General features: G+C 41.8%; 20 protein-coding genes. 13 read left to right on the top strand and 7 right to left on the bottom strand.

Annotated elements, in window-relative coordinates; translation table 11 throughout:
* The first annotated feature begins 14 nt into the window (after nt 1-14).
* Together EGC82_RS21045 and EGC82_RS21050 are read left to right on the top strand one after the other, a co-directional pair.
* A complete protein-coding gene (locus EGC82_RS21045; RefSeq protein WP_124732487.1) occupies nt 15-560 on the top strand; it encodes a DUF2780 domain-containing protein in 546 nt (181 codons plus the stop codon).
* Nucleotides 561-689: 129 nt separating this feature from the next.
* On the top strand, nt 690-1,139 hold the full coding sequence (locus EGC82_RS21050) for a tellurite resistance TerB family protein (protein ID WP_124732488.1): 450 nt from the start codon (nt 690-692) through the stop codon (nt 1,137-1,139).
* An 11-nt stretch (nt 1,140-1,150) separates the two neighbouring features.
* Here EGC82_RS21050 and yjeH read toward each other — a convergent pair whose 3' ends face one another.
* Nucleotides 1,151-2,434: an L-methionine/branched-chain amino acid transporter gene (gene yjeH, locus EGC82_RS21055; protein ID WP_124732489.1), complete on the bottom strand. Its 1,284-nt coding sequence runs from the start codon at nt 2,432-2,434 to the stop codon at nt 1,151-1,153.
* Between the two features lie 172 nt (nt 2,435-2,606).
* On the opposite strand from yjeH, the gene EGC82_RS21060 reads away from it, so the two are divergent.
* Nucleotides 2,607-3,035, top strand: coding sequence for an Lrp/AsnC family transcriptional regulator (locus tag EGC82_RS21060; RefSeq protein WP_124732490.1), 429 nt, complete (start codon nt 2,607-2,609; stop codon nt 3,033-3,035).
* A 58-nt stretch (nt 3,036-3,093) separates the two neighbouring features.
* Here EGC82_RS21060 and EGC82_RS21065 read toward each other — a convergent pair whose 3' ends face one another.
* Nucleotides 3,094-3,921, bottom strand: coding sequence for an HDOD domain-containing protein (locus EGC82_RS21065; RefSeq protein WP_124732491.1), 828 nt, complete (start codon nt 3,919-3,921; stop codon nt 3,094-3,096).
* Between the two features lie 223 nt (nt 3,922-4,144).
* On the opposite strand from EGC82_RS21065, the gene menD reads away from it, so the two are divergent.
* From menD to menE, 4 genes are read left to right on the top strand one after another with little or no spacing between them, the layout of a single operon-like run.
* Nucleotides 4,145-5,884 carry a 2-succinyl-5-enolpyruvyl-6-hydroxy-3-cyclohexene-1-carboxylic-acid synthase gene (gene menD / locus EGC82_RS21070; RefSeq protein WP_124732492.1) on the top strand — a complete coding sequence of 580 codons (1,740 nt, stop codon included), beginning with the start codon at nt 4,145-4,147 and terminating at the stop codon, nt 5,882-5,884.
* Entirely contained in the window at nt 5,884-6,696 is an 813-nt protein-coding gene (gene menH / locus EGC82_RS21075) for a 2-succinyl-6-hydroxy-2,4-cyclohexadiene-1-carboxylate synthase (protein ID WP_124732493.1), read from the top strand. Before menD ends, menH begins: the two co-directional genes overlap by 1 nt.
* 2 nt (nt 6,697-6,698) lie before the next feature.
* The gene (gene menC / locus EGC82_RS21080) at nt 6,699-7,793 is read left to right on the top strand and encodes an o-succinylbenzoate synthase (RefSeq protein ID WP_124732494.1); all 1,095 of its coding nucleotides are present in this window, start codon (nt 6,699-6,701) and stop codon (nt 7,791-7,793) included.
* Nucleotides 7,794-7,795: 2 nt separating this feature from the next.
* A complete protein-coding gene (gene menE, locus EGC82_RS21085) occupies nt 7,796-9,313 on the top strand; it encodes an o-succinylbenzoate--CoA ligase (protein ID WP_124732495.1) in 1,518 nt (505 codons plus the stop codon).
* Between the two features lie 235 nt (nt 9,314-9,548).
* Here menE and rpoH read toward each other — a convergent pair whose 3' ends face one another.
* The 4 genes from rpoH to ftsY all read right to left on the bottom strand — a co-directional run bounded on the left by rpoH (nt 9,549) and on the right by ftsY (nt 14,018).
* The gene (rpoH, locus tag EGC82_RS21090; protein WP_124732496.1) at nt 9,549-10,406 is read right to left on the bottom strand and encodes an RNA polymerase sigma factor RpoH; all 858 of its coding nucleotides are present in this window, start codon (nt 10,404-10,406) and stop codon (nt 9,549-9,551) included.
* A 247-nt stretch (nt 10,407-10,653) separates the two neighbouring features.
* Nucleotides 10,654-11,619, bottom strand: coding sequence for a permease-like cell division protein FtsX (ftsX, locus tag EGC82_RS21095; protein ID WP_124732497.1), 966 nt, complete (start codon nt 11,617-11,619; stop codon nt 10,654-10,656).
* Entirely contained in the window at nt 11,619-12,305 is a 687-nt protein-coding gene (ftsE, locus tag EGC82_RS21100; RefSeq protein ID WP_124732498.1) for a cell division ATP-binding protein FtsE, read from the bottom strand. Before ftsE ends, ftsX begins: the two co-directional genes overlap by 1 nt.
* A gap of 3 nt (nt 12,306-12,308) precedes the next feature.
* Nucleotides 12,309-14,018, bottom strand: coding sequence for a signal recognition particle-docking protein FtsY (gene ftsY, locus EGC82_RS21105; RefSeq protein ID WP_124732499.1), 1,710 nt, complete (start codon nt 14,016-14,018; stop codon nt 12,309-12,311).
* 182 nt (nt 14,019-14,200) lie between these two features.
* Between ftsY and rsmD the strand changes: the two genes are divergently transcribed.
* Entirely contained in the window at nt 14,201-14,800 is a 600-nt protein-coding gene (gene rsmD / locus EGC82_RS21110) for a 16S rRNA (guanine(966)-N(2))-methyltransferase RsmD (RefSeq protein WP_124732500.1), read from the top strand.
* 4 nt (nt 14,801-14,804) lie between these two features.
* Nucleotides 14,805-15,092 (top strand): DUF1145 domain-containing protein, encoded by a 288-nt coding sequence (locus EGC82_RS21115; protein ID WP_124732501.1) that lies wholly within the window; start codon nt 14,805-14,807, stop codon nt 15,090-15,092.
* A gap of 125 nt (nt 15,093-15,217) precedes the next feature.
* On the opposite strand, the gene EGC82_RS21120 is transcribed toward EGC82_RS21115, so the two are convergent.
* Nucleotides 15,218-15,781, bottom strand: coding sequence for a NapC/NirT family cytochrome c (locus tag EGC82_RS21120; protein ID WP_124732502.1), 564 nt, complete (start codon nt 15,779-15,781; stop codon nt 15,218-15,220).
* Nucleotides 15,782-16,221: 440 nt separating this feature from the next.
* On the opposite strand from EGC82_RS21120, the gene EGC82_RS21125 reads away from it, so the two are divergent.
* From EGC82_RS21125 to EGC82_RS21140, 4 genes are all read left to right on the top strand, one after another.
* Nucleotides 16,222-16,968 carry a PepSY domain-containing protein gene (locus EGC82_RS21125; RefSeq protein ID WP_124732503.1) on the top strand — a complete coding sequence of 249 codons (747 nt, stop codon included), beginning with the start codon at nt 16,222-16,224 and terminating at the stop codon, nt 16,966-16,968.
* The gene (locus EGC82_RS21130) at nt 16,968-17,717 is read left to right on the top strand and encodes a PepSY domain-containing protein (protein ID WP_124732504.1); all 750 of its coding nucleotides are present in this window, start codon (nt 16,968-16,970) and stop codon (nt 17,715-17,717) included. Before EGC82_RS21125 ends, EGC82_RS21130 begins: the two co-directional genes overlap by 1 nt.
* A 204-nt stretch (nt 17,718-17,921) precedes the next feature.
* Nucleotides 17,922-18,299: a hypothetical protein gene (locus EGC82_RS21135; RefSeq protein WP_124732505.1), complete on the top strand. Its 378-nt coding sequence runs from the start codon at nt 17,922-17,924 to the stop codon at nt 18,297-18,299.
* 99 nt (nt 18,300-18,398) lie between these two features.
* Nucleotides 18,399-19,916, top strand: coding sequence for an efflux RND transporter periplasmic adaptor subunit (locus tag EGC82_RS21140; protein WP_124732506.1), 1,518 nt, complete (start codon nt 18,399-18,401; stop codon nt 19,914-19,916).
* The last annotated feature ends 1 nt before the right edge of the window (nt 19,917 follow it).

Here is a 19,917-nt window from a genome sequence, read left to right on the forward strand (position 1 = left end):
AAAGGACACTCATTATGAAATTAGCATCCGCATTACCGGTACTGTTTACCGTCTTCGCATTCTCAGCACCAGCATCTGCGGGCTGGTTAGACAACGTGGCTGAAATAACTAAAAAACCAGCAACAGAACAAGCCAAAACCATTGCACAAGCTGAAACAACAGAGCAATCAAGTGCTTTAGTGGGTGACGTTATGTCTCAACTTGGACTAACTCAAACCCAAGCACAAGGCGGCTTAGGCTCACTACTTAGTTTGGCTCAAACTAATTTAGGTGAAAATGATTTCAGTCAATTAAGCGACAGCATCCCTAATGCAGACGGTCTATTAGCTGCAGTACCTGCGTTAACATCAGACAATGGTATGTCAGGATTATTATCACAAGCAGGTAATTTAGGTTCAGCGTTACAAGGTAGTGCTATGGTATATGATGCTTTTGAAGCGCTAGGTATTTCAAAGGAATATATTGCTCCTATGGTGGATATCGCTAAAAACTATCTGCAACAAAGTGGTGGTGAGGGCACGGTTGATTTATTAATGAAGGGCCTAGGCTCTGTCTTATAGTCATCTTTAAGCATCTAGCGGCTTAACAGCAGTAGAGCTTGCGTTAACATTATTTAATCCCAAGCTATTCGCTTGGGATTAGCATTTTTGCTAGCATAAAAATGAATAGTAACATTGGAAAAAATAATTATGATCGCCAAATTAAAGCAGTTTCTCCAATCGCATACTCAAGAAAGTAGCCCTGAAGATAAACAAAAAAATCTTAATCTTGCGGCAGCAACCCTGTTACAAGAAGTGGTATATGCCGACGAAAACTTAGCGGCTGCTGAAGTGGCTTTACTGCCCGAAATGCTCATTAATACTTTAGGCATTAGCTCAGAAGAAGCCACAACCCTAATAGAAGAAGCAAAGCAAAGCCGTAAAGATGCTACATCATTATTTGAATTTACAGCCGAAATTAATGCCCAATTTAGTATTGATGATAAACAAAAACTACTACTATCAATGTGGCAATTAGCCTATGCCGACGGTGAATTGTCACAATATGAAGACCAAATTATTCGTCGCACCGCCGATTTATTGCACTTAAAGCACAGTGAGCTAATCCAAATGCGCAATATCGCTATGGAAACTCGCTAAGTAATAGCCAATTAACCTTGGCTATTACTCAATAAATATTTACGGGTAAGATGGGCTTTTTGCCACCACATAAAAGGTGCGATAACCAACACCAAGACCATGGCGTAGATCATATTGCTGCCCAGTGCGATGCCCAAACCAACACAAAACAAACAACCTGCAATCACTAACGGTAGATATCGCTTGCTGAGTAACTTAACCGCAGACAACATTGCCAATAAGTAAATAATCACAAATACGCCATTGCTCCATGCAATTAAGTCTTCCAATTCTTGGGTGCTGTAAAAGGTGATGACAATTACCACCGCCATGGCACCTAAAATGGCAAACAAGGCTCTAAAGGGTACACCGTGAGGGTTTAACTTATCGAAATAGCGCGGCAAAATACCTTCTTTACTGAAACTCCACAATAAACGTGCGGCGCTAGCAGCATAAACATTCACTGTAGCTAACCCGCTGGCTATGCCTAATACACCAATAATATACGCGCCATATCCGCTTAAAAAGGTGTTTGATAATAAATAGTCAAATGCCGATATCATTGCTAAACCATCGCCTTCGGTTGGTACCATGAGCAGCAAAAAAGTGCAGGCTAAATAGATAATTCCCACCAATACCGTGCCCATCATCATTGCTGGCAACAAATCTTTTTTGGGTTCACGAAAGTCACTAGCAAGATGGGTCATGGCTTCAATACCTAAAAAGCTCCAAAAACCAATACCCATGGCTAACATCACTCCACTAAATTGAGGATGACTGCTATGAGCAAAATTTTCTAGCTGATCGACATTTAAGCCACTGGCACCAAATAGTATCGCCACTACTGCCACAATCAGCAAGGTGAGTGCAAATTGTAATTTTGCCGATACCTGAATGCCTTTAACATTGAGCAATAAGAGCACTGCAACAATCAATAATTCTGCAATTAATTGGCCTAGCCCAGATATCGACACCAGCGCATCTAGAAATTGAAAGGTCATTAAGATGGCAGCGGGGGCACCAATTGGGATCACTAATAAAAAGATTAATCCAATAGTTCGCCCTGCGGTGGCTCCAAATGCTTTTTCAATAAAGTAAGCTGGGCCAGCTGCATGAGGAAAACGACTCGCTAACAGACCAAACACTAATGCGACAGGAATAATCGCAACTGTTAATAATAACCATGCTAACAGCGAGGCTGAGCCTGCTACTTCAATGGTCATTTGCGGTAAAATAAATACCCCGGTGCCTAGCAAAGTGGTGGCCATTAAGCCTGCACCTTGCCAACGCCCTATTGTTGCGGTCATTTGATTCATTATCTTATTCTTGCTGTGATATATTGCGATATTATAAAGCCAAACAGTAAAACATTCTGCGGGTTAATGAGCTCAAGTTGCTTAGCTAAACCGACAATATGACGGATAAGTAGCAACTAACCGTCATAATGACCGAATGTAGCTGGGGCTCTCAATTTTCGGGATATAAATCATGGATAAATTTGATAACGCGATTATAAACGAATTACGCCACAATGCTCGACAGAGTATTTCGTTTATTGCCGAGCAAGTGAATTTGTCGCGTAGCGCAGTGACCGAACGGATTAAGAAGCTGGAGCAAACGGGAGTGATTCGCGGTTATCAAGTTCTGTTAAGTGAATCGCAAAAACAAGGTGTGTCGGCATACTTTGAAATTCAACATCGCTGTGCCCGTTGCGCTGAAGTTATCCATATTTTTACCACCATACCAGAAGTGATTACTTGCCAAGGCATTACTGGAGATATGGATTTGCTGGTCTATGTGCATGCTAATTCGATGCAGCGATTGCATGAAATCCGTGAATTTATTGATGCCCAAGCTGACATCGTCAAAATTAAAACTCATGTGGTTTTGAGCGAATGGATTAATAATCAGGCATAAAAAAGCTCTGCATACAGAGCTCTATGGTTAATAGTGGAAATAAGCTAATTACTTATCTCTAAGCTAGTTGCTTACCTATCTCTAAGCCTTTTCCACGCAATTCAACAAACTTGTCGGCTAACCCATCCATCTTGATAATACCAGCTTCATTATTGGCTTTTCTGGCTAACCAAGCGGTAAGAGACTCTTCATCGCGATCATCATCCCAATGATGAAAAACTTGATGCGATAAATAAATTACTGAGGCAAGTTTAGACGCTGGTTTTGCCGCTAACGGAGCTCGTTGATATTGAATCCCTTGTACCAATGATGGGGTAAATTTCCAGGTTTTAGCCAATAGCGCCCCAACCGATGGAGAATCGAAACTGAGTAACTCGGTTTCAAGTTGTTGCTTATCGCCACCGTCTTGTACTGCCAATCGAATTTTGGATGCCACTAGTGGCTCAACTACGGCAATCAATAAATCGCCAATATTATGTAAAATTGCACAAGTAAACGCCTCATCTGGCGGCACACCGCAGCGCTTAGCCATTTCTTGTGCGTACAATGCTACCTCAAATGTCTCGCCCCAAAACTCTGCTAAATCAACGCCATCAACATTAGGAATCGCACCAATAACCGCGGAGGCAATCACTAAGGTTCGTAAAGTCTGTATTCCTAAACGGATCACCGCTTCATCTATGCTGCCCACTTCGCGGCTTCGACCAAAATGAGCAGAGTTAGCCAGTCTTAATACTCTGGCACTAATTAATGGGTCTTGAGCTACTTTAGCTGAGATACTTTTTACTGTGCTATTGTCATTATTTACCGCATCTAATAGCTCACTTACCGCTTTAGGTAAACGCGGTAACTCATCGACTCTTTTTAATAAGGCAGCTGACTCCATATTCCAAGGGTCCTTGTTGTTATTGTTTTTAATACTTTATATAAATCATATTAATAACTTTAGCACAACAAAAATAAAACAAGGTCGAATATACCTGATATGTAATGCTAGCTTTAGGCACTTATTTTGTAGATTTTAAATAAAAATCTGCGCTAAATCTTAGATATAACGCTAACTTGGCGTTACACTAATATTCGTTTATTTATTTGTAATATGAGCCAATATGCAACAACAGACCAGCGCCGATATGAATTTATTATGGGGTCAATTGATCTTGGAGGAGCTTGCACGCTTAGGCGTTAAGCATGTCTGTATGGCGCCAGGTTCTCGCTCAACTCCGCTGACATTGGCCGCTGCTAGTCAAACCCAACTGACACGGCATATTCATTTTGACGAACGTGGGTTAGGGTTTATGGCCCTGGGACTGGCAAAAGCCAGCAATGCACCCGTCGCCATCATTACCACCTCAGGCACCGCCGTAGCCAATCTTTATCCGGCCATTGTTGAGGCGTGGTTAACCCATGTTCCACTGATTATTTTATCTGGTGACAGACCACCAGAGCTGATTGATTGTGGCGCGAATCAAGCAATTATTCAGCCTGCTATTTTTGCTCAATATGCTAAGCAAGTTAACTTACCCACGCCTGACCTTGGATATCCGGCTAATGCATTGTTGAGTACTATCGATCATGCGGTAGCGAATCAACATCAGCCGGTACACATAAACTGCATGTACCGTGAGCCGCTTTATCCCACAGAATTAGTGACATTAACCCATGTAAAGAAAATGGCCAGTGTGACAACATCAACCTATCTTGCGCCATTAAACCAGTGGTTTGAAAACTCTAAGCCACTGACACGCTATGCTAACCTAACGAGTGCTGAGTTACCGACAACAGACACCTTAATGCGCTTTGTTCATGGTAAAGGCGTGATTGTGGTTGGCACCTTAGCGCCTGAAGATAATCCACAGCAAATCGTCGCGTTAGCACAAAAACTAGGCTGGCCAGTATTAGTTGATGCACAATCACAGCTGCGTCAGCATCCAGGTGTAATCGGCCACGTTGACCAGTTATTATTAAACCCGAAAGCCAATAAACAACTCGAACAAGCTGAGCGAATACTCGTATTTGGTGGTCGTTTCATTTCAAAACGATTACTTCAATATATTGCCCAACAATCTTGGCATAGCTACTGGCATGTAGTTAAACACGGGGATCGCTTAGACCCTACTCATCAATCCAAAGATTTTTTCCAAGCCAGTGTTCAAGCGGTATGCCAATTACCTTGGCCGCGATCATCACAAGCCAACTGGGCATTACATTTATTACCGATAAATGAGTCACTAGAGTCATTGTTTAAACAACAAATTGACAATACGACATTTGGTGAAGCGCAGGTCGTACGAGCTATAGCGTTAGCACAAACTGATCAACATATACTGTTTATTGGTAATAGTTTACCTATAAGGCTTTACGATATGTATGCGCCAATTGCGACTAACACTCCGGCAATTTATACCAACCGTGGCGCGTCGGGCATTGATGGATTAATTGCTACCGCTTGTGGTGTTGCCGCAGATAAAAATGCATCTACAACTCTAGTGATGGGCGACTTATCTTGCTTGCATGATTTCAATTCATTAGCGCTGTTGAAGCAAATGACTCAACCATTTGTGTTGGTGATACTCAATAATGATGGTGGTAACATTTTTAATTTGTTGCCTGTACCTAATGAAAGCCTGCGCAATGATTTTTATCGCTTAAGCCACGGTTTAGAGTTTGGCTATGGCGCCGCTATGTTTGGTTTGGCCTATCGACAAGCAGATGACATTGAGTCGTTTAATCAGGCTTATCAAGAAGCCTTTGAATTTAAGTGTGCCTCCGTGATTGAAGTGAATGTCAGCCCAACTCAAGCTAGCGATCAAATAACCCAAATCAGCCAATGGGTGAAACAACACTAATGGTAATAATCCGTCGTTTTGGCCAACCACAATTACCAGCATTATTAATGCTACATGGTTTTTTGGGCAGCAAAGACGACTGGTCTATTTTAATGCCACGCTTAAGCCAGTATTTCCATTGTATTTGCATTGATTTACCGGGCCATGGCGCTAATGAAGACACCCTAGATTCACCAGGATTACACCAGACAGCAGAGCTTATTGTCAGTAAAGTGCATAGTATGGGCTATATGCAGTTTCATTTACTGGGTTACTCATTAGGCGGGCGAATAGCGCTGCATATTGCAGACAGTTATGCTAATTCACTCTTAAGCTTAACTCTCGAATCTGCTCATCCTGGCTTGCAAGACGCTCAGCAACAAGCTGCGCGAGCCAAAAGCGATAATATCTGGGCGAAAAAACTCCAGCATTTACCCATAGCGAACTTTCTCGCTCTTTGGTATCAACAAGCAGTTTTTAACGACTTAAACAAAACTCAAAAGCAGCAACTCATTGCCATACGCCGGTTAAACCATCCACACCGTTTAGCTAATTGTTACGCAGCAACCTCATTGAGCTTGCAACAAGACTGTCGCACTGTACTTGAGCAGCTAGACTGTCCATGCCATTTTATTTACGGTGTTAATGATAACAAGTTTGCTCAAGTGGCTATAGAGTGGCAGACGACACTGGCAGATTCTGGGTTAGCTACTTTACAGTTACATCCATTGCATGCCGCGGGACATAATATTCACAGTCTGCATCCTCAATTGTTTACCGATACTTTACTTAAGTTATTGTGGGTAGATCCGTTAACGAGTTCAGAGGAATAATAATGTCATCATTTGTCGATGTAACAATAACCAGCTGCACTCTGTATCGATATCAAATTGAACTGAATCCTAGTTTACCGGTAGGTAAACAACGAATTGATTTTCGTAAAGGTTTGGTACTCGAGATCCAACTCAATAATCACCAAACAGCCTGGGCTGAAATAGCGCCACTGTCTGGCTTGGACATTAATAACCAAGAGTTAACCGGGTTTAGCCAAGAATCCCTTGCTGAGGTGCAATCGAAACTACAGCAAGTATTAGCAGATTTAATAGACAAGCCCTTAGCAATATTACATGACATGGCCAAGCAGATATCGCTGCCATCACTTGCGTTTGCATTAAGCTTATTGCATGCAAAATTAACCCATAAGTTGCCTATTCGCATTGTAAACCCACAAACTCAATCTGCAGTAGTGCCGTTACTTTATCATGGCATGTCGACCGAGGTTATTACCCAAAAGCTACTGACTCAGGGCGCAATAAACAGTGTTAAAGTTAAAGTAGCTCAAACTGATATGGTAAGCGAGATTGAATTTATTTATCAAGTACTGGCCATCGCGCCGCAGGTTACATTACGTTTAGATGCCAATCGCGGTTTTAGCCCTGTGCAAGCTATCGACTTTTTAGCCTGCTTACCCAAACACAAAATTGAATACATTGAAGAACCTTGCATAAACCCGAGTGATAACATGCAAATATACCGCCAACTAGCGATTAAATACGCCTTAGATGAATCACTCAACTTGTCTCAATTTGATCTCGATATTGCCTTACAACAACCCGGTCTGGGGGCATTAATCATCAAACCTATGTTATTGGGTTCGCTGGAAAAATTACAGAGTATGATCAGTCAGGCTCATCTGGAGGGAGTGCGTTGCATATTAAGTTCAAGCTTAGAAGCTGATATGGGCATTGGCGATTTACGCTTGGTAAGCCAAGCCTTAACACCTGATGAATCACCAGGTCTTGATACCTTAAGCGCCTTTACTCAGCCTATATTGCTCGCAACATCAGGATTATCGCCGCAACTCAATCATCAGGTATTACAGCAACTCATCCATAGCGACCAAGCACGTGACTTAACTAAGGTAAATTAATCATGATGTCACCTTTGCATCAAGCTGGGTTAAATTATCCCGACGCCACTGCCATTGAAGTTACCATTACAGGTGATAATACCGGCCTTAACTCGCGTATTAGCTATGCTCGCTTAAGTGGTTTAGTCCTTCATTTAGTGCACCATTTACAAACTCAAGGCGTCAAGCAAGGCGATATTGTCGCATGTGTATCACACAATAATATTGAGATGATATGTCTATATTGGGCATGTATTGATGCTGGATGGATATTTTTACCATTGTCGCCTCGGTTTGCCGATGTACAGATTAATCAGCTTATCGAACGCTTTAAGCTTCAATGGCTCTGGACTGATACTCCCAGCAAAAAAACGACCATTAAGATTAACCATTGGCTCGATATTGATTTATCTAAAATATTACCTCAAACAAACTGCAACTCTGTTGAGGTATCAGCCAATATAGCATCAAATATTATTCTTACATCTGGCTCAAGTGGCACCCCAAAAGCTGCAGTGCATTGTTTAATCAACCATCTTAGCAGCGCCAAAGGAGCCGCGACTTTTATTGCTCTGGAGCAGTCTGACGCCTGGTTATTATCACTGCCCCTGTTTCATATTGGCGGGCTGGCCATTATTCATCGTTGTACCCTAGCTGGTGCCTGCATTGTATTACGAAACGCTACACAGTCACTGGCTGAGCAGCTGCAAGACAGTTCTATTACCCACGTGTCATTAGTGCCCACCCAAGCAATACAGATACTGCAGCAGCAACCTGCCGCCTTAAATAATATTAGCGCATTATTATTAGGCGGTGGAGTGATAGAACCTGCACTGATTGAGGCACTACAGCGGCAACATATTAATGCTTATACCAGCTATGGCATGACCGAGATGAGCTCGCAAATTACCACAACAAAAGCCAACTTATCCGGCCATCATGGGCGCCCTTTACCTTCAAGGCTGCTTAGGCTAAAAGAGGGAGTCATTTGGGTTAAAGGTGAGTGCTTATTTCTAGGCTATTTAACTGACCAAGGATTAAGCTTACCATTGGATGATCAAGGCTGGTTTTGTACGCATGACAAGGGCCTATTAGATTCCGAGGGGCAACTGAGTATTTTGGGTCGAGTGGATAATATGTTTATTTGTGGTGGTGAAAATATTCATCCAGAACAACTTGAGGCGGTGTTATTAAGCCATCCTAATGTTGCCCAAGCTATTGTATTTGCCATTGCTGATGCTACGTTTGGCCACTTACCTGCGGCCATTATTGATTATTGCCCAATAGATAACAGCCATAGCGTTGAGGTAAACCATAGTGCCACTTTTAATACTCATGAAATGACAGTAGAAGCGATTGATATACATGCCGTAAACTTGCAGCTAAGTCAGTTAGTTGAATCAAAACTGGCACGTTTTAAGCGCCCTAGACAGTTTTTCACATGGCCACATCAAGTCGTTTCAAGCGGTTTAAAAGTCCCCAGAAAAAGCATTATTGAAGCGATTCAATCAACGATATGTGCCTCAAAAAAAGTATTATAAATTAGCTTGTTTATCCAATGATTAACATCGAAATATGACTCTTTCCTAGCATGGCATTCAATCACTTTAATTAGGCTAGATTGAATTGGATAAAGCTGGATTGACTTAAAATAGAAATAGATAAAGAAATAGATAAAGAAATAGATAAAGCTGCGTCGATAACATCGACCAATTTTAGCAATAAAAAAACCTGCCGTAGCAGGTTTTAATTTATCAACAAAACACGTAGGAGCACTTACTCCATACACGATTTAAGCTTGTTCATAGCATTTTTTTCTAGCTGTCTAATACGTTCCGCAGAAACTTGGTAAGTAGATGCAAGCTCTTGCAAGGTCACTTTATTATCATCTAACCAACGCGCTCGTAATATATGCTGACTACGTTCGTCTAAGGTTTTGATGGCTGAAAATAAGCGTGTTTGAGAATCTGCTTCCCAATTCGCATTTTCAACCTCATCAGCTACATCTGAAGAATGATCTTCTAAATATAATGCTGGAGCAAAGTCGTGATTATCGTCATCACTGTCATTGGCTAAGTCGAAGGCGGGATCTTGTGCTGCCATCCGCGACTCCATTTCGGTTACGTCAGCTTTCGACACCCCCAAATTTTCTGCAACCATGGTGACTTCAGCGTCACTAAACCAACCTAAACGTTTTTTAGATTTACGAATATTAAAGAACAACTTACGCTGTGCTTTAGTGGTTGCAACTTTCACAATACGCCAGTTCTTCAACACGTATTCATGAATTTCAGCTTTAATCCAATGCACAGCAAAAGACACTAGACGAACCCCTACATCAGGGTCGAAGCGTTTAACCGCTTTCATCAAGCCGATATTACCTTCTTGAATAAGGTCTGCCTGCGGTAAACCATATCCAGAGTAGCCTTTAGCAACGTGCACAACAAAACGAAGATGCGACATAATTAATTGCTTGGCAGCTTGAAGATCGCCATTTTCTTGTAAACGCTTGGCGATGCCGTACTCGGTATCTGCATCCAACATATTAATGCTGGTCACCGATTGGATGTACGCTTCTAGACTGCTAGTGCTGTGTGGTACAGCCAGCGCCATTGATTGCGTTTGATAAGTCATTCGCTCTCCTACTACGTTCAAAAATATAATTCAGCTAACTCAGTACGATGAGTTGAGTATCTTAGTTCACAACACTCTTGGCTAACAACACAAGAGGGCTCACTCGAATTAGCCGATAAACTATCAACTATATGACATCATATGTCAAATAAGGTTCTACTAGATGAACATTTTTACCGCAAGGTAATCACAATGCAAGTGAACAAACGTTCATTTTAATAGCTCAGTATTAATTATACACCTGCTATTATGACGGTTCAATGCTACGTAAGTGTTGACGCACTGATAAATACGAGCCAAACCAGCCTAGAAATGAGGCTAATAACACCAGTTTAATCAATTCAGTAAATGATAAAGCCTGAATCGTTAATTCACTGCCGTATAAACCCAATAATTCGGCTAAGGCACCATCGAGATACCACACTAATACATTAATAATTAGCCACGCCAAAATGCCGCCTATCACGCCATACCAAATACCCGTGTACAGAAAAGGACGTTGAATAAAGGCTTCAGTCGCACCGACTAGTTTCATTACTTCAATTTCTGTTCGACGGTTCATAATCGCAAGACGAATAGTATTACCAATCACTAATACCACCGCTAAAACGAGTAAGGCAGCAATAGCGAGTACGGTTTTTTCCAGTAATTTTAACAATGCTTGCAGGCGCTCTAACCATTCAATATCTAAACGACCAAAGTTAACTTCAGGTTCACGTTCTAATTTTACCAATAGCTCACGTGCGCCTGTCGGACTAGAGTATTTAATCGAAGGCGTTACGGTAACCACAGCGGGTAATGGGTTTTCATCTAAGTATGAAAGAGCCTCACCAAAGCCTGATAAACGTTGAAACTCTTCTAATGCTTGATCGCGGCTAATATAAGTTACCGTCTCAACTTCACGAAAGGCTTTAATCCGCGACAATAAACTTTGGATAGATTGCTCACTGCGGCCTTTATTAATAAATAACGAAATTTCAGCAGCGCTGTTCCAAGACTGAGTGATATTTTCGGCATTTTTAACCAACACTTGTAATGCGGCAGGTAAACTTAAACTCACCCCCAATACGGCCATGGTCATAATCGATGACACTGGGTTACGCCAAAGTTCGCCCATACTCGACATGCCTTGCTGTACGTGACGAATAAAAAACATCACAATACGGCCACTTAAGGGTAATTTACTTTGAGTAATATTAGGTTTCTTACTCATCAAATATTATTCCCTTCTGGTGCGGCACTTTCTCCGCCGAGCATACGCCCCTGGCGCAGAGTAAAAGTACGGTACTTCATGCGCGCAATCAGGCCTAAATCATGGGTAGCAATTAGCACGCTGGTACCCGAGTCATTAAAGGCTTCAAATAAGCGTAAAATATCCATCGATAATTTAGGATCTAAGTTACCTGTAGGTTCATCGGCCAATAATAACGGTGGTTTATTCACAATGGCACGGGCAATACCCACTCGTTGCTGCTCACCACCGGAAAGCATTATTGGTAAATGACGCTCTTTACCGTATAAGCCCACCATGTCGAGTGCACCTGCTACACGCTTACGAATTTCGCCATGAGTGAAGCCTTCAATCACTAACGGCAAAGCAATATTGTCAAATACCGTTTTATCCATCAGTAAATGATGATTTTGAAATATCACGCCAATATTACGGCGTAAATAAGGTACATGCTTACGTCCCACATTAGCTATGTTATGTCCATTAATAGACACCTTACCTGCGGTGGCTCGTTCAATCACGGTAATGAGTTTGAGCAAGGTACTTTTACCGGCACCGGAATGGCCGGTTAAAAAAGCCATTTCACCTTGTCGAAGATGAAAATTGACATCCATGAGGGCCTTTTGACCGCCGGCATAGATTTTACTGACCTGCTCAAATTGGATCATAAATTATTGGTCCGTTTTATCCTGGCTAAATAATGCTTCAATAAAGTCATTGGAGTTAAAAGTTCGCAAATCATCAATTTGTTCACCCACACCGATATGACGAATAGGAATAGACAACTTATCGGCAATGGCAAAAATCACCCCGCCTTTAGCGGTACCATCTAATTTACTGATGGTAATACCCGTCACGCCAACGGCTTCTTTAAACAGCTGTGCTTGGCTAATAGCATTCTGCCCCGTACTGGCATCTAAGGTTAACATGACTTCATGCGGAGAGTCTGGGTCGAGTTTTTTCATCACTCGCACGACCTTTTTCAACTCTTCCATTAAATGACTTTTGTTTTGCAAACGCCCGGCGGTATCGGCAATTAAAACATCAACTTTACGCGCTTTAGCCGCTTGCAAGGCATCAAATATGACTGAAGCACTGTCGGCGCCAGTATGTTGCGCTATTACCGGAATATTATTGCGTTGGCCCCATACTTGTAATTGTTCAACAGCCGCCGCGCGGAAGGTGTCGCCGGCCGCTAACATGACAGATTTCCCTTGGCTTTGATACTGTTTAGCCAGCTTACCAATAGTGGTGGTTTTACCGACACCATTGACACCAATCATTAAAATAACAAACGGGCCATTAGCATTTTCGGGAACCAGAGGTATAGCAACTGGGTCGAGCATTTTTTGCATTTCTTCACGCATTAAATCATAAAGCGCTTCAGCATTTTTAAGCTGTTTGCGTGATGCATGTTCGGTGAGGCTTTTGATTAGTTTGGTGGTGGTTTCTACGCCCACATCGGCAATCAATAATTGCTCTTCTAGCTCTTCAAATAACTCATCATCAATTTTTTTACCACGGAAAAAGCCAATAAAACCTGAACCAATATTTTCGCTGGTACGCATCAAGCCACGCTTTAAGCGGGCAAACATACCTTCTTTTTGCGGTTTAGCTTGAGGTTCATCTTGTACTTCTAACGCAATTGACGCTATCGGGACTTGTTGCTCGACTAATTGTTGCTCAGCTAATTGTTGTGCTGCCTCTTGCTCAAGTAAAAGCTCAGCAGCTAATTTTTCGGCGGCTAACACTTCTGCTGCTAATGTTGCAGCAGCTATACGATCGGCATCAACACGAGCTTGTTCCGCGTGTTCATTTTTAAGACGTTGTTGCTCGATATGCTCAAGTTCAATTCGCTCGGCTTGTAAACGTGCCGTAGCTTCAGTCTGCTGTTGTTCTGCCTGTTTAGCGGCCAGTTTTTGGGCGGCTAGTACTTCTGCGGCTAACGTTTCAGCGGCAATACGTTCGGCATCGAGACGTTCTTGCTCAAGACGGTTCTGTTCAACACGCTCGGCCTCTATGTGCGCGGCTTGTGAACGTGCCGTTTCTTGTGCTTGTTGCTCAGCCGCTAATTTATCTGCCACCAGTGCTTCAGCAGCCAACGTTTTAGCAGCAAGATGCTCAGCATCTAAACGAGCTTGCTCCGCTCGTTCATTTTCAAGACGTTCCTGCTCAAAGCCCTCTTGTTCAACACGCTCAGCTTCTAGGCGCGCCGTATCATTAGTTTGCTTTTGCTGCTCAGCATGTAGGTCGTCAGCAACCTCAGTTGCAACTTTATGCTCTGCATCAACATTAACATTAACATCAAGTTGTTGCTGTTCTTCAGCTTCAGGAACGGGCTTATCTTTACGAAACCAGGAAAAAAAACCTTTCTTTGCCATGTTTGCTACCAGTATTTATATGCTTAAAAATTCAGTTGAAGCCGTTTGTTGCGTCTATCACCAGTAAAATGATGAATACTCACATTTAATCACAAGTTTGATATAAAATAACGGCGGTTCAGATTGTGGCATAGTCTACCACTTTCTTTTTTTCTTTGTTCAGGCAAAATCACGAGGGTGAGATGGCTAAAAAAAACACCAGCAGCGGTCAGGTGCGGATTATTTCAGGTCAATGGCGATCTCGTAAGCTACCAATCCATGATCTTGAAGGTTTACGCCCAACAACCGATCGCGTTCGCGAGACCTTATTTAATTGGCTTGCCAACAATATTCGCGGCGCCAGAGTACTCGATTGCTTTGCCGGCAGTGGTGCATTAGGCCTTGAAGCATTATCTCGTTATGCCGGCTTTGCCACCATGATCGAACTGCAAAAAAATGCTGCTAATCAGTTAAAGCTAAACCTTGCCACTCTGCAATGCCCAAATGCCCAAGTAATTAATGCTGATAGCTTACAAATACTTGCTAAAGGCACGACTACAGGATTTGATATTGTATTTATTGATCCTCCTTTTCGCAAAGATCTTGCTAGCAAAACAATTGAGTTACTAACAGCTCACCAATGGTTAAATAGTGATGCCCTTATCTATGTTGAGACCGAGTCAGACATAAGCTCATTTCAAGTACCTGCTAGCTGGGTAGCCTTAAAAGAAAAACAAGCGGGTCAGGTTTGTTACCGACTCTATCAATACCAACCAAACGATACTACGCTATCTGGCGATTAAATTTATGCTGATAAATTCAAACGATATTGTGCTTATTGGAAAAACCGCCACTGTATCTATGTGGAGCTTAGTCGCTTATGGCTTGGTTGTTTTCAGCCAAGATGTCTCGCTATTAATTAATCTGTTTGCCAGTGTCACCGTTATCATCCACATTTTACTGGTGTTACTCACAAAGTTAACCAGTAATAGTAAGTCTGCTGCCTATTATCGAGCGATTTTGCTGTGGGGCGTGTTTGCGATACTTGAACAATATCATTTGCAGCATCCTCGTCCGCAACCATCTAACCGCTAGGCTATAAGTTGAAACGTTACCATAAAAAAACCTCGTTATAATAACGAGGTTTTTAGTTAACCTTAGCTCGAATTAGCGATGGGGTTTATTATCGCTAACTGAGGTTAATCAATCATATCGACGCATTAACTTTTAGGATAAGGATGCGCGACACCTTTATGACAATCAACACAGGTTTTTCTGTCTTCTGGTGCTTTTTTAAAGTTCATACTGTGCATTCTTACGGCCATTTTCTTCATCGTATCAGGCTGATCTTCATAAATACGAGTGTGGCAATGCTGACAGTTGGCAGAATCATTGCTGCGGAAGTATTTTAAGGCTAGGTCCGCTTGTTCTTTACGGTTTTCATCTAACCATTCTTGTGTCATAAAGCCATCAATGGTCATCAAGCCAATAATGTCTTTAGAAACAATGATTTTTTTAACTAAATAATCAAATGGGCCGTGTGGTAAGTGACAATCTTGACATTGCACAGTGACACCAGCTCTACCACCACCATGAGCCGACGCCATAACTTCATCTCTTAATGAATGGTCACGGTGACATGTCATACAAAAAGCATCACTACTTGTAGCATGTAACGTCTGTTGTGTTGCGAAGTAGCCCACGACACCCACAATTACACCAACCACAATAAGTGCAATAATTGAGTACTTCGCGCTTGGTTTAAATAGTGCACGCCAGTTCATTGTTCAATCTCCATAATAGCAAAAAGGAATTTCTAATATTTATTTGTCTAGTTTAGGATTTTTTAAAATTAGAAAATTGATTTTAGTCGCTATTTTGAAAATTGCTTATCTAAAATATGTCTAAAATGCGAGCTAGATCTCGACTTTAGCTTATGTATTGCTGCAAATGAGCCAATGACACTATTGAGTAACCAACTCAATCCGTATCAGTCAAACCTAACAGCATGATATCCACAACATCCACCTACTATAGCTTAAGCTTATATAGCTAATAAGATTGTAGATTAAATGCAAAAACACAGCGGAGTTAAATAACTGCAACTCGCATTCATTAATGGCATAACATAGGTGCCTTAAGAGATACAAATAGTTGAATAGCTATTTATCTCCCAGCTAAATGACAGTATAAAAAACTAATAATAATAACAAGGCTCATTTTAATGCATAAAACCGCTAGAATTATCCATAAGTGGCTGATGCTATTACTCGGATTGCAGTTTGTTGTTTGGTCTGTTACCGGGGCATATATGGTGTTTGTACATATTGACTATATCCATGGCGACTCGCTAATCACTGACCCTGAGATAAAAATCAAGCCGAATAAACTGCAATATACATTGGCTCAACTATTACAGACTTACCCTAATGCTGAGCACATTAGTGTTGGTAAGTTGATGGATCAAGAGGTATACCGTTTTACTATTCCAGCTCAAGCTGCGACCCAACACATTATGTTAAGCGCGCAAACAGGTGATCGTTTAGCACCACTAAATCAAACTATGGCAATGGCATTAGCCCAATACTATTACGCTGGTACCGAACCTATCGCTGAAATAAGCTTGCTAACAGATAACCCACCGTTTGAATTAAGTGCACGCCATTTACCCGCTTGGCGAATTAATTTTGAGCATTTTGCCGCACCATCAATTTATATCTCTGCCAATAGTGGACTTGTGGTCGGTAAACGTCACACCTTTTGGCGATTATTCGACTGGATGTTTCGCTTCCATGTAATGGATTACGGCGATGCTGAAGAGGTAGATAACCAGTTGTTGTTTTGGGTAGCATTTTTGGCGGTATTGGCCACTATCAGCGGCTTGGTATTAACCTACTTTAGGGTATTTCGTCACCGCAGAAACAAACAAAAATCGATGTTGAGTAGCCGTAAACACCCTGGAGTCGCTTAATGTTATTGATCAAAAAACTGCATAAATGGGCGTCGGTCATTGTGGGAATTCAATTACTTCTTTGGTTAGTCAGTGGGCTATATTTTAATTTAATGGACCACAATAAGGCTCAAGGCCTTACCTATCAACATAATACTCATGCCAAAGTAGCATTAGATGCTCATAGTTTGCTTGAGCCTAAAGCGATTTTAAGCTCATTTAAACCAAGTGTCTCATTGAATATCGTGACCTTATTAGGTAAACCTTACTATCTATTGACCCATGAAAAAGGTCTATATAACCATCACGATACCTTGGTCGATGCTTATCTCGGTACGGCTGTACTAATTGATGCCCCATTAGCACAAAAATTAGCTCGTGAATCCTATTCTGGCGAAGCTGAAATCAGTTCGACCCGTTTATTGGTTCCGCCATTGGACGACTTTCCTAAACAGCAAAACGACACTTGGCAGATAAACTTTGCCGATGACATTGCCACCAGCGTTTATATTGAAGCGCAATCGGGTCAGCTTGTCGGCCACAGTGATGAGCACAAACGTTTAGCCGAAGTATTTTTTATGCTGCACTTTATGGATTACTTTAATGAAGGCGGTTTTAATAATATCCCGATTAAGATATTTGCATTTATCACCCTATGGCTAACCTTTAGCGGATTAATTTGGGTAATAGACATGTTAAGGCGCAAAAGATATCAACCAAGCTTGAAACAAAAATCAGCACGGTGTAAACGTGAGACTAAGCTAAATTAATGAAATGGAATGTGTATCACACGATGCAGCCTTTAAAGGCGTTATCATTATTCTGCATAAAAATATGTTGTTTGAAAGATTTTTACTCCTGTAAAGGTCTGTTAAGCTAACCCCCTAAAACGACTTGGTTAAGGTTAAATGAGAGCAACGCTGTCAAACTATTGGATCATCACAATCACTTTGTTCGCACTTGTCGGACAGGGGTTGCTGACTAATGACAGTTTAATGGTGCCAACAGCCCATGCCAATATGGCTCAGCAAAGCTTGTCGGTAACAACCGATAGCGCAACCAATACCCCATCGTCACACAAAGACATGAAAAACTGCCATGATAATGTGGACAATCTCGTCAATAATGTCAATAACACTGTTACAGCATCGCTGCCGCAAACTGGTTGTTGTGATGATGCAGGCTTTTGCAGCCTTGATTGCCATCATTGTTTGACTATTTCGCTAGTCGCTAATCTGATTGATATGCAATTGACGATGAGTAACACTCCTATTAATTCGACACCGATTACTATGGTCGTTAATCGTGTTTCGATAGCTTTCCCTCCCGCGTTCCGCCCTCCAATCGCTTAATGTAATTGTGCATTCTTGTGCATTACGCACACTCAATATAATTGTTTTTTAGTGTTTATTATCATGGTTATCGTCACCATGATAAATTTCGAGGTTGTTATGAAAAAATTGCCACTTGCTAGTGTGCTATTAGGCGCGTTTGTTGGGGTAATAACCCCTATTACTCTTACATCAACGGTCGTTTATGGTGCAGAGCACGATCATGCCCAGCATCAGTCTCAGGCAGGTAAAACCTATACTTGTCCAATGCACCCTGAAGTGATCAGCGATAAAGAAGGCCGTTGTCCTATCTGTAATATGTTTTTAGTCGTTAAAGAAGAAGAGGAATCGACCACTGACGATAATCAACTCGCTGTGGCTAACATGCAAAGTTCAACTCAGGTAGTGCAAAGCCAAGCAGATAAGGTATTTAGCCAACCTAAGCCAGCATTGGTACCTAAATTAGTACCCACAGCAAATCAAAGCGATAGCACCAATGTTAAATATGTCTGCCCTATGCATCCACATGTTATATCCGATGCACCAGGAACCTGTCCTATTTGTGGGATGAACCTTGAGAAAGTCACCGTTACCGATGCAAGCCAAGAAATTGTGGTCGGTGTCTCTGGCGGTATGCAACAAGCATTAGGCATGCGTAGCCATGTAGTTGAAAGAACGAGTTTATCTCGCCAAGTGAACACTATAGGCACAGTGCAATATAACGAAAATGCAATTGGCCATGTGCATACACGCGCCACCGGATGGATAGAAACGCTAACAGTGCATAACGTGGGGCAACAAATTAAAAAGGGCCAGCTTTTATATGAGCTGTACTCGCCTGAACTGGTCAATGCCCAAGACGATTACTCCCAAGCACAAGACTACCTTAAACAAGATAAACAACGTGGCAGCAGTTTATTACTTAAAGCACGTAAACGCTTAGAACTGCTTGGCGTCGATACCTCGATAATTGATCGCTTAGAAAAAACCGGTGAAACCATTTTTAAAGTGCCCTTTTATGCTCCACAAGATGGCTTTATCAGTAAATTAACGGTTCGCCATGGCATGTATATTCAGCCAGGTGATACCTTGTTTGAAATCGTTAATTTAGACAGTGTATGGGTGATTGCAGATGTTTTTGAAAACGAACAAAGTTGGCTACAACAAGGTCGTAAAGTCAGTGTAAGTGCGGCGGCGCAAGGACTGTTTGATATTGACTCAACCATTGACTATATCTATCCAGAATTAGACCCCGTTACCCGTGCTATGCGGGTGCGGATCAAACTTAACAATCATAACGACAAGCTCAGACCGGGAAGCTTAGTTGATGTGACCTTATTTGGCCTGCCTAAAAATAATGTCCTCGCAGTGCCAACAGAAGCACTCATTCTCACTGGCCGCGAGAACCGAATTGTAGTGCAGCGCAGTGATACGAGTTTTGCTTCAGTTCCAGTGAAAGTTGGCATGATGGCAAACGGTAGAGCCGAAATATTAGAAGGTCTAAATGAACATGACAAAGTGGTCATTTCTGGACAGTTTTTATTGGATTCAGAAGCCAGCATTCAAGGCAGTTTACAGCGCTTAAGTAATGCGCCAGTAAACTCAACTTCCACTGCAACAGATGCTCATCAGCACTAAA

The sequence above is a fragment of the Shewanella livingstonensis genome (genome assembly GCF_003855395.1).
Lineage (GTDB): Bacteria > Pseudomonadota > Gammaproteobacteria > Enterobacterales > Shewanellaceae > Shewanella > Shewanella livingstonensis.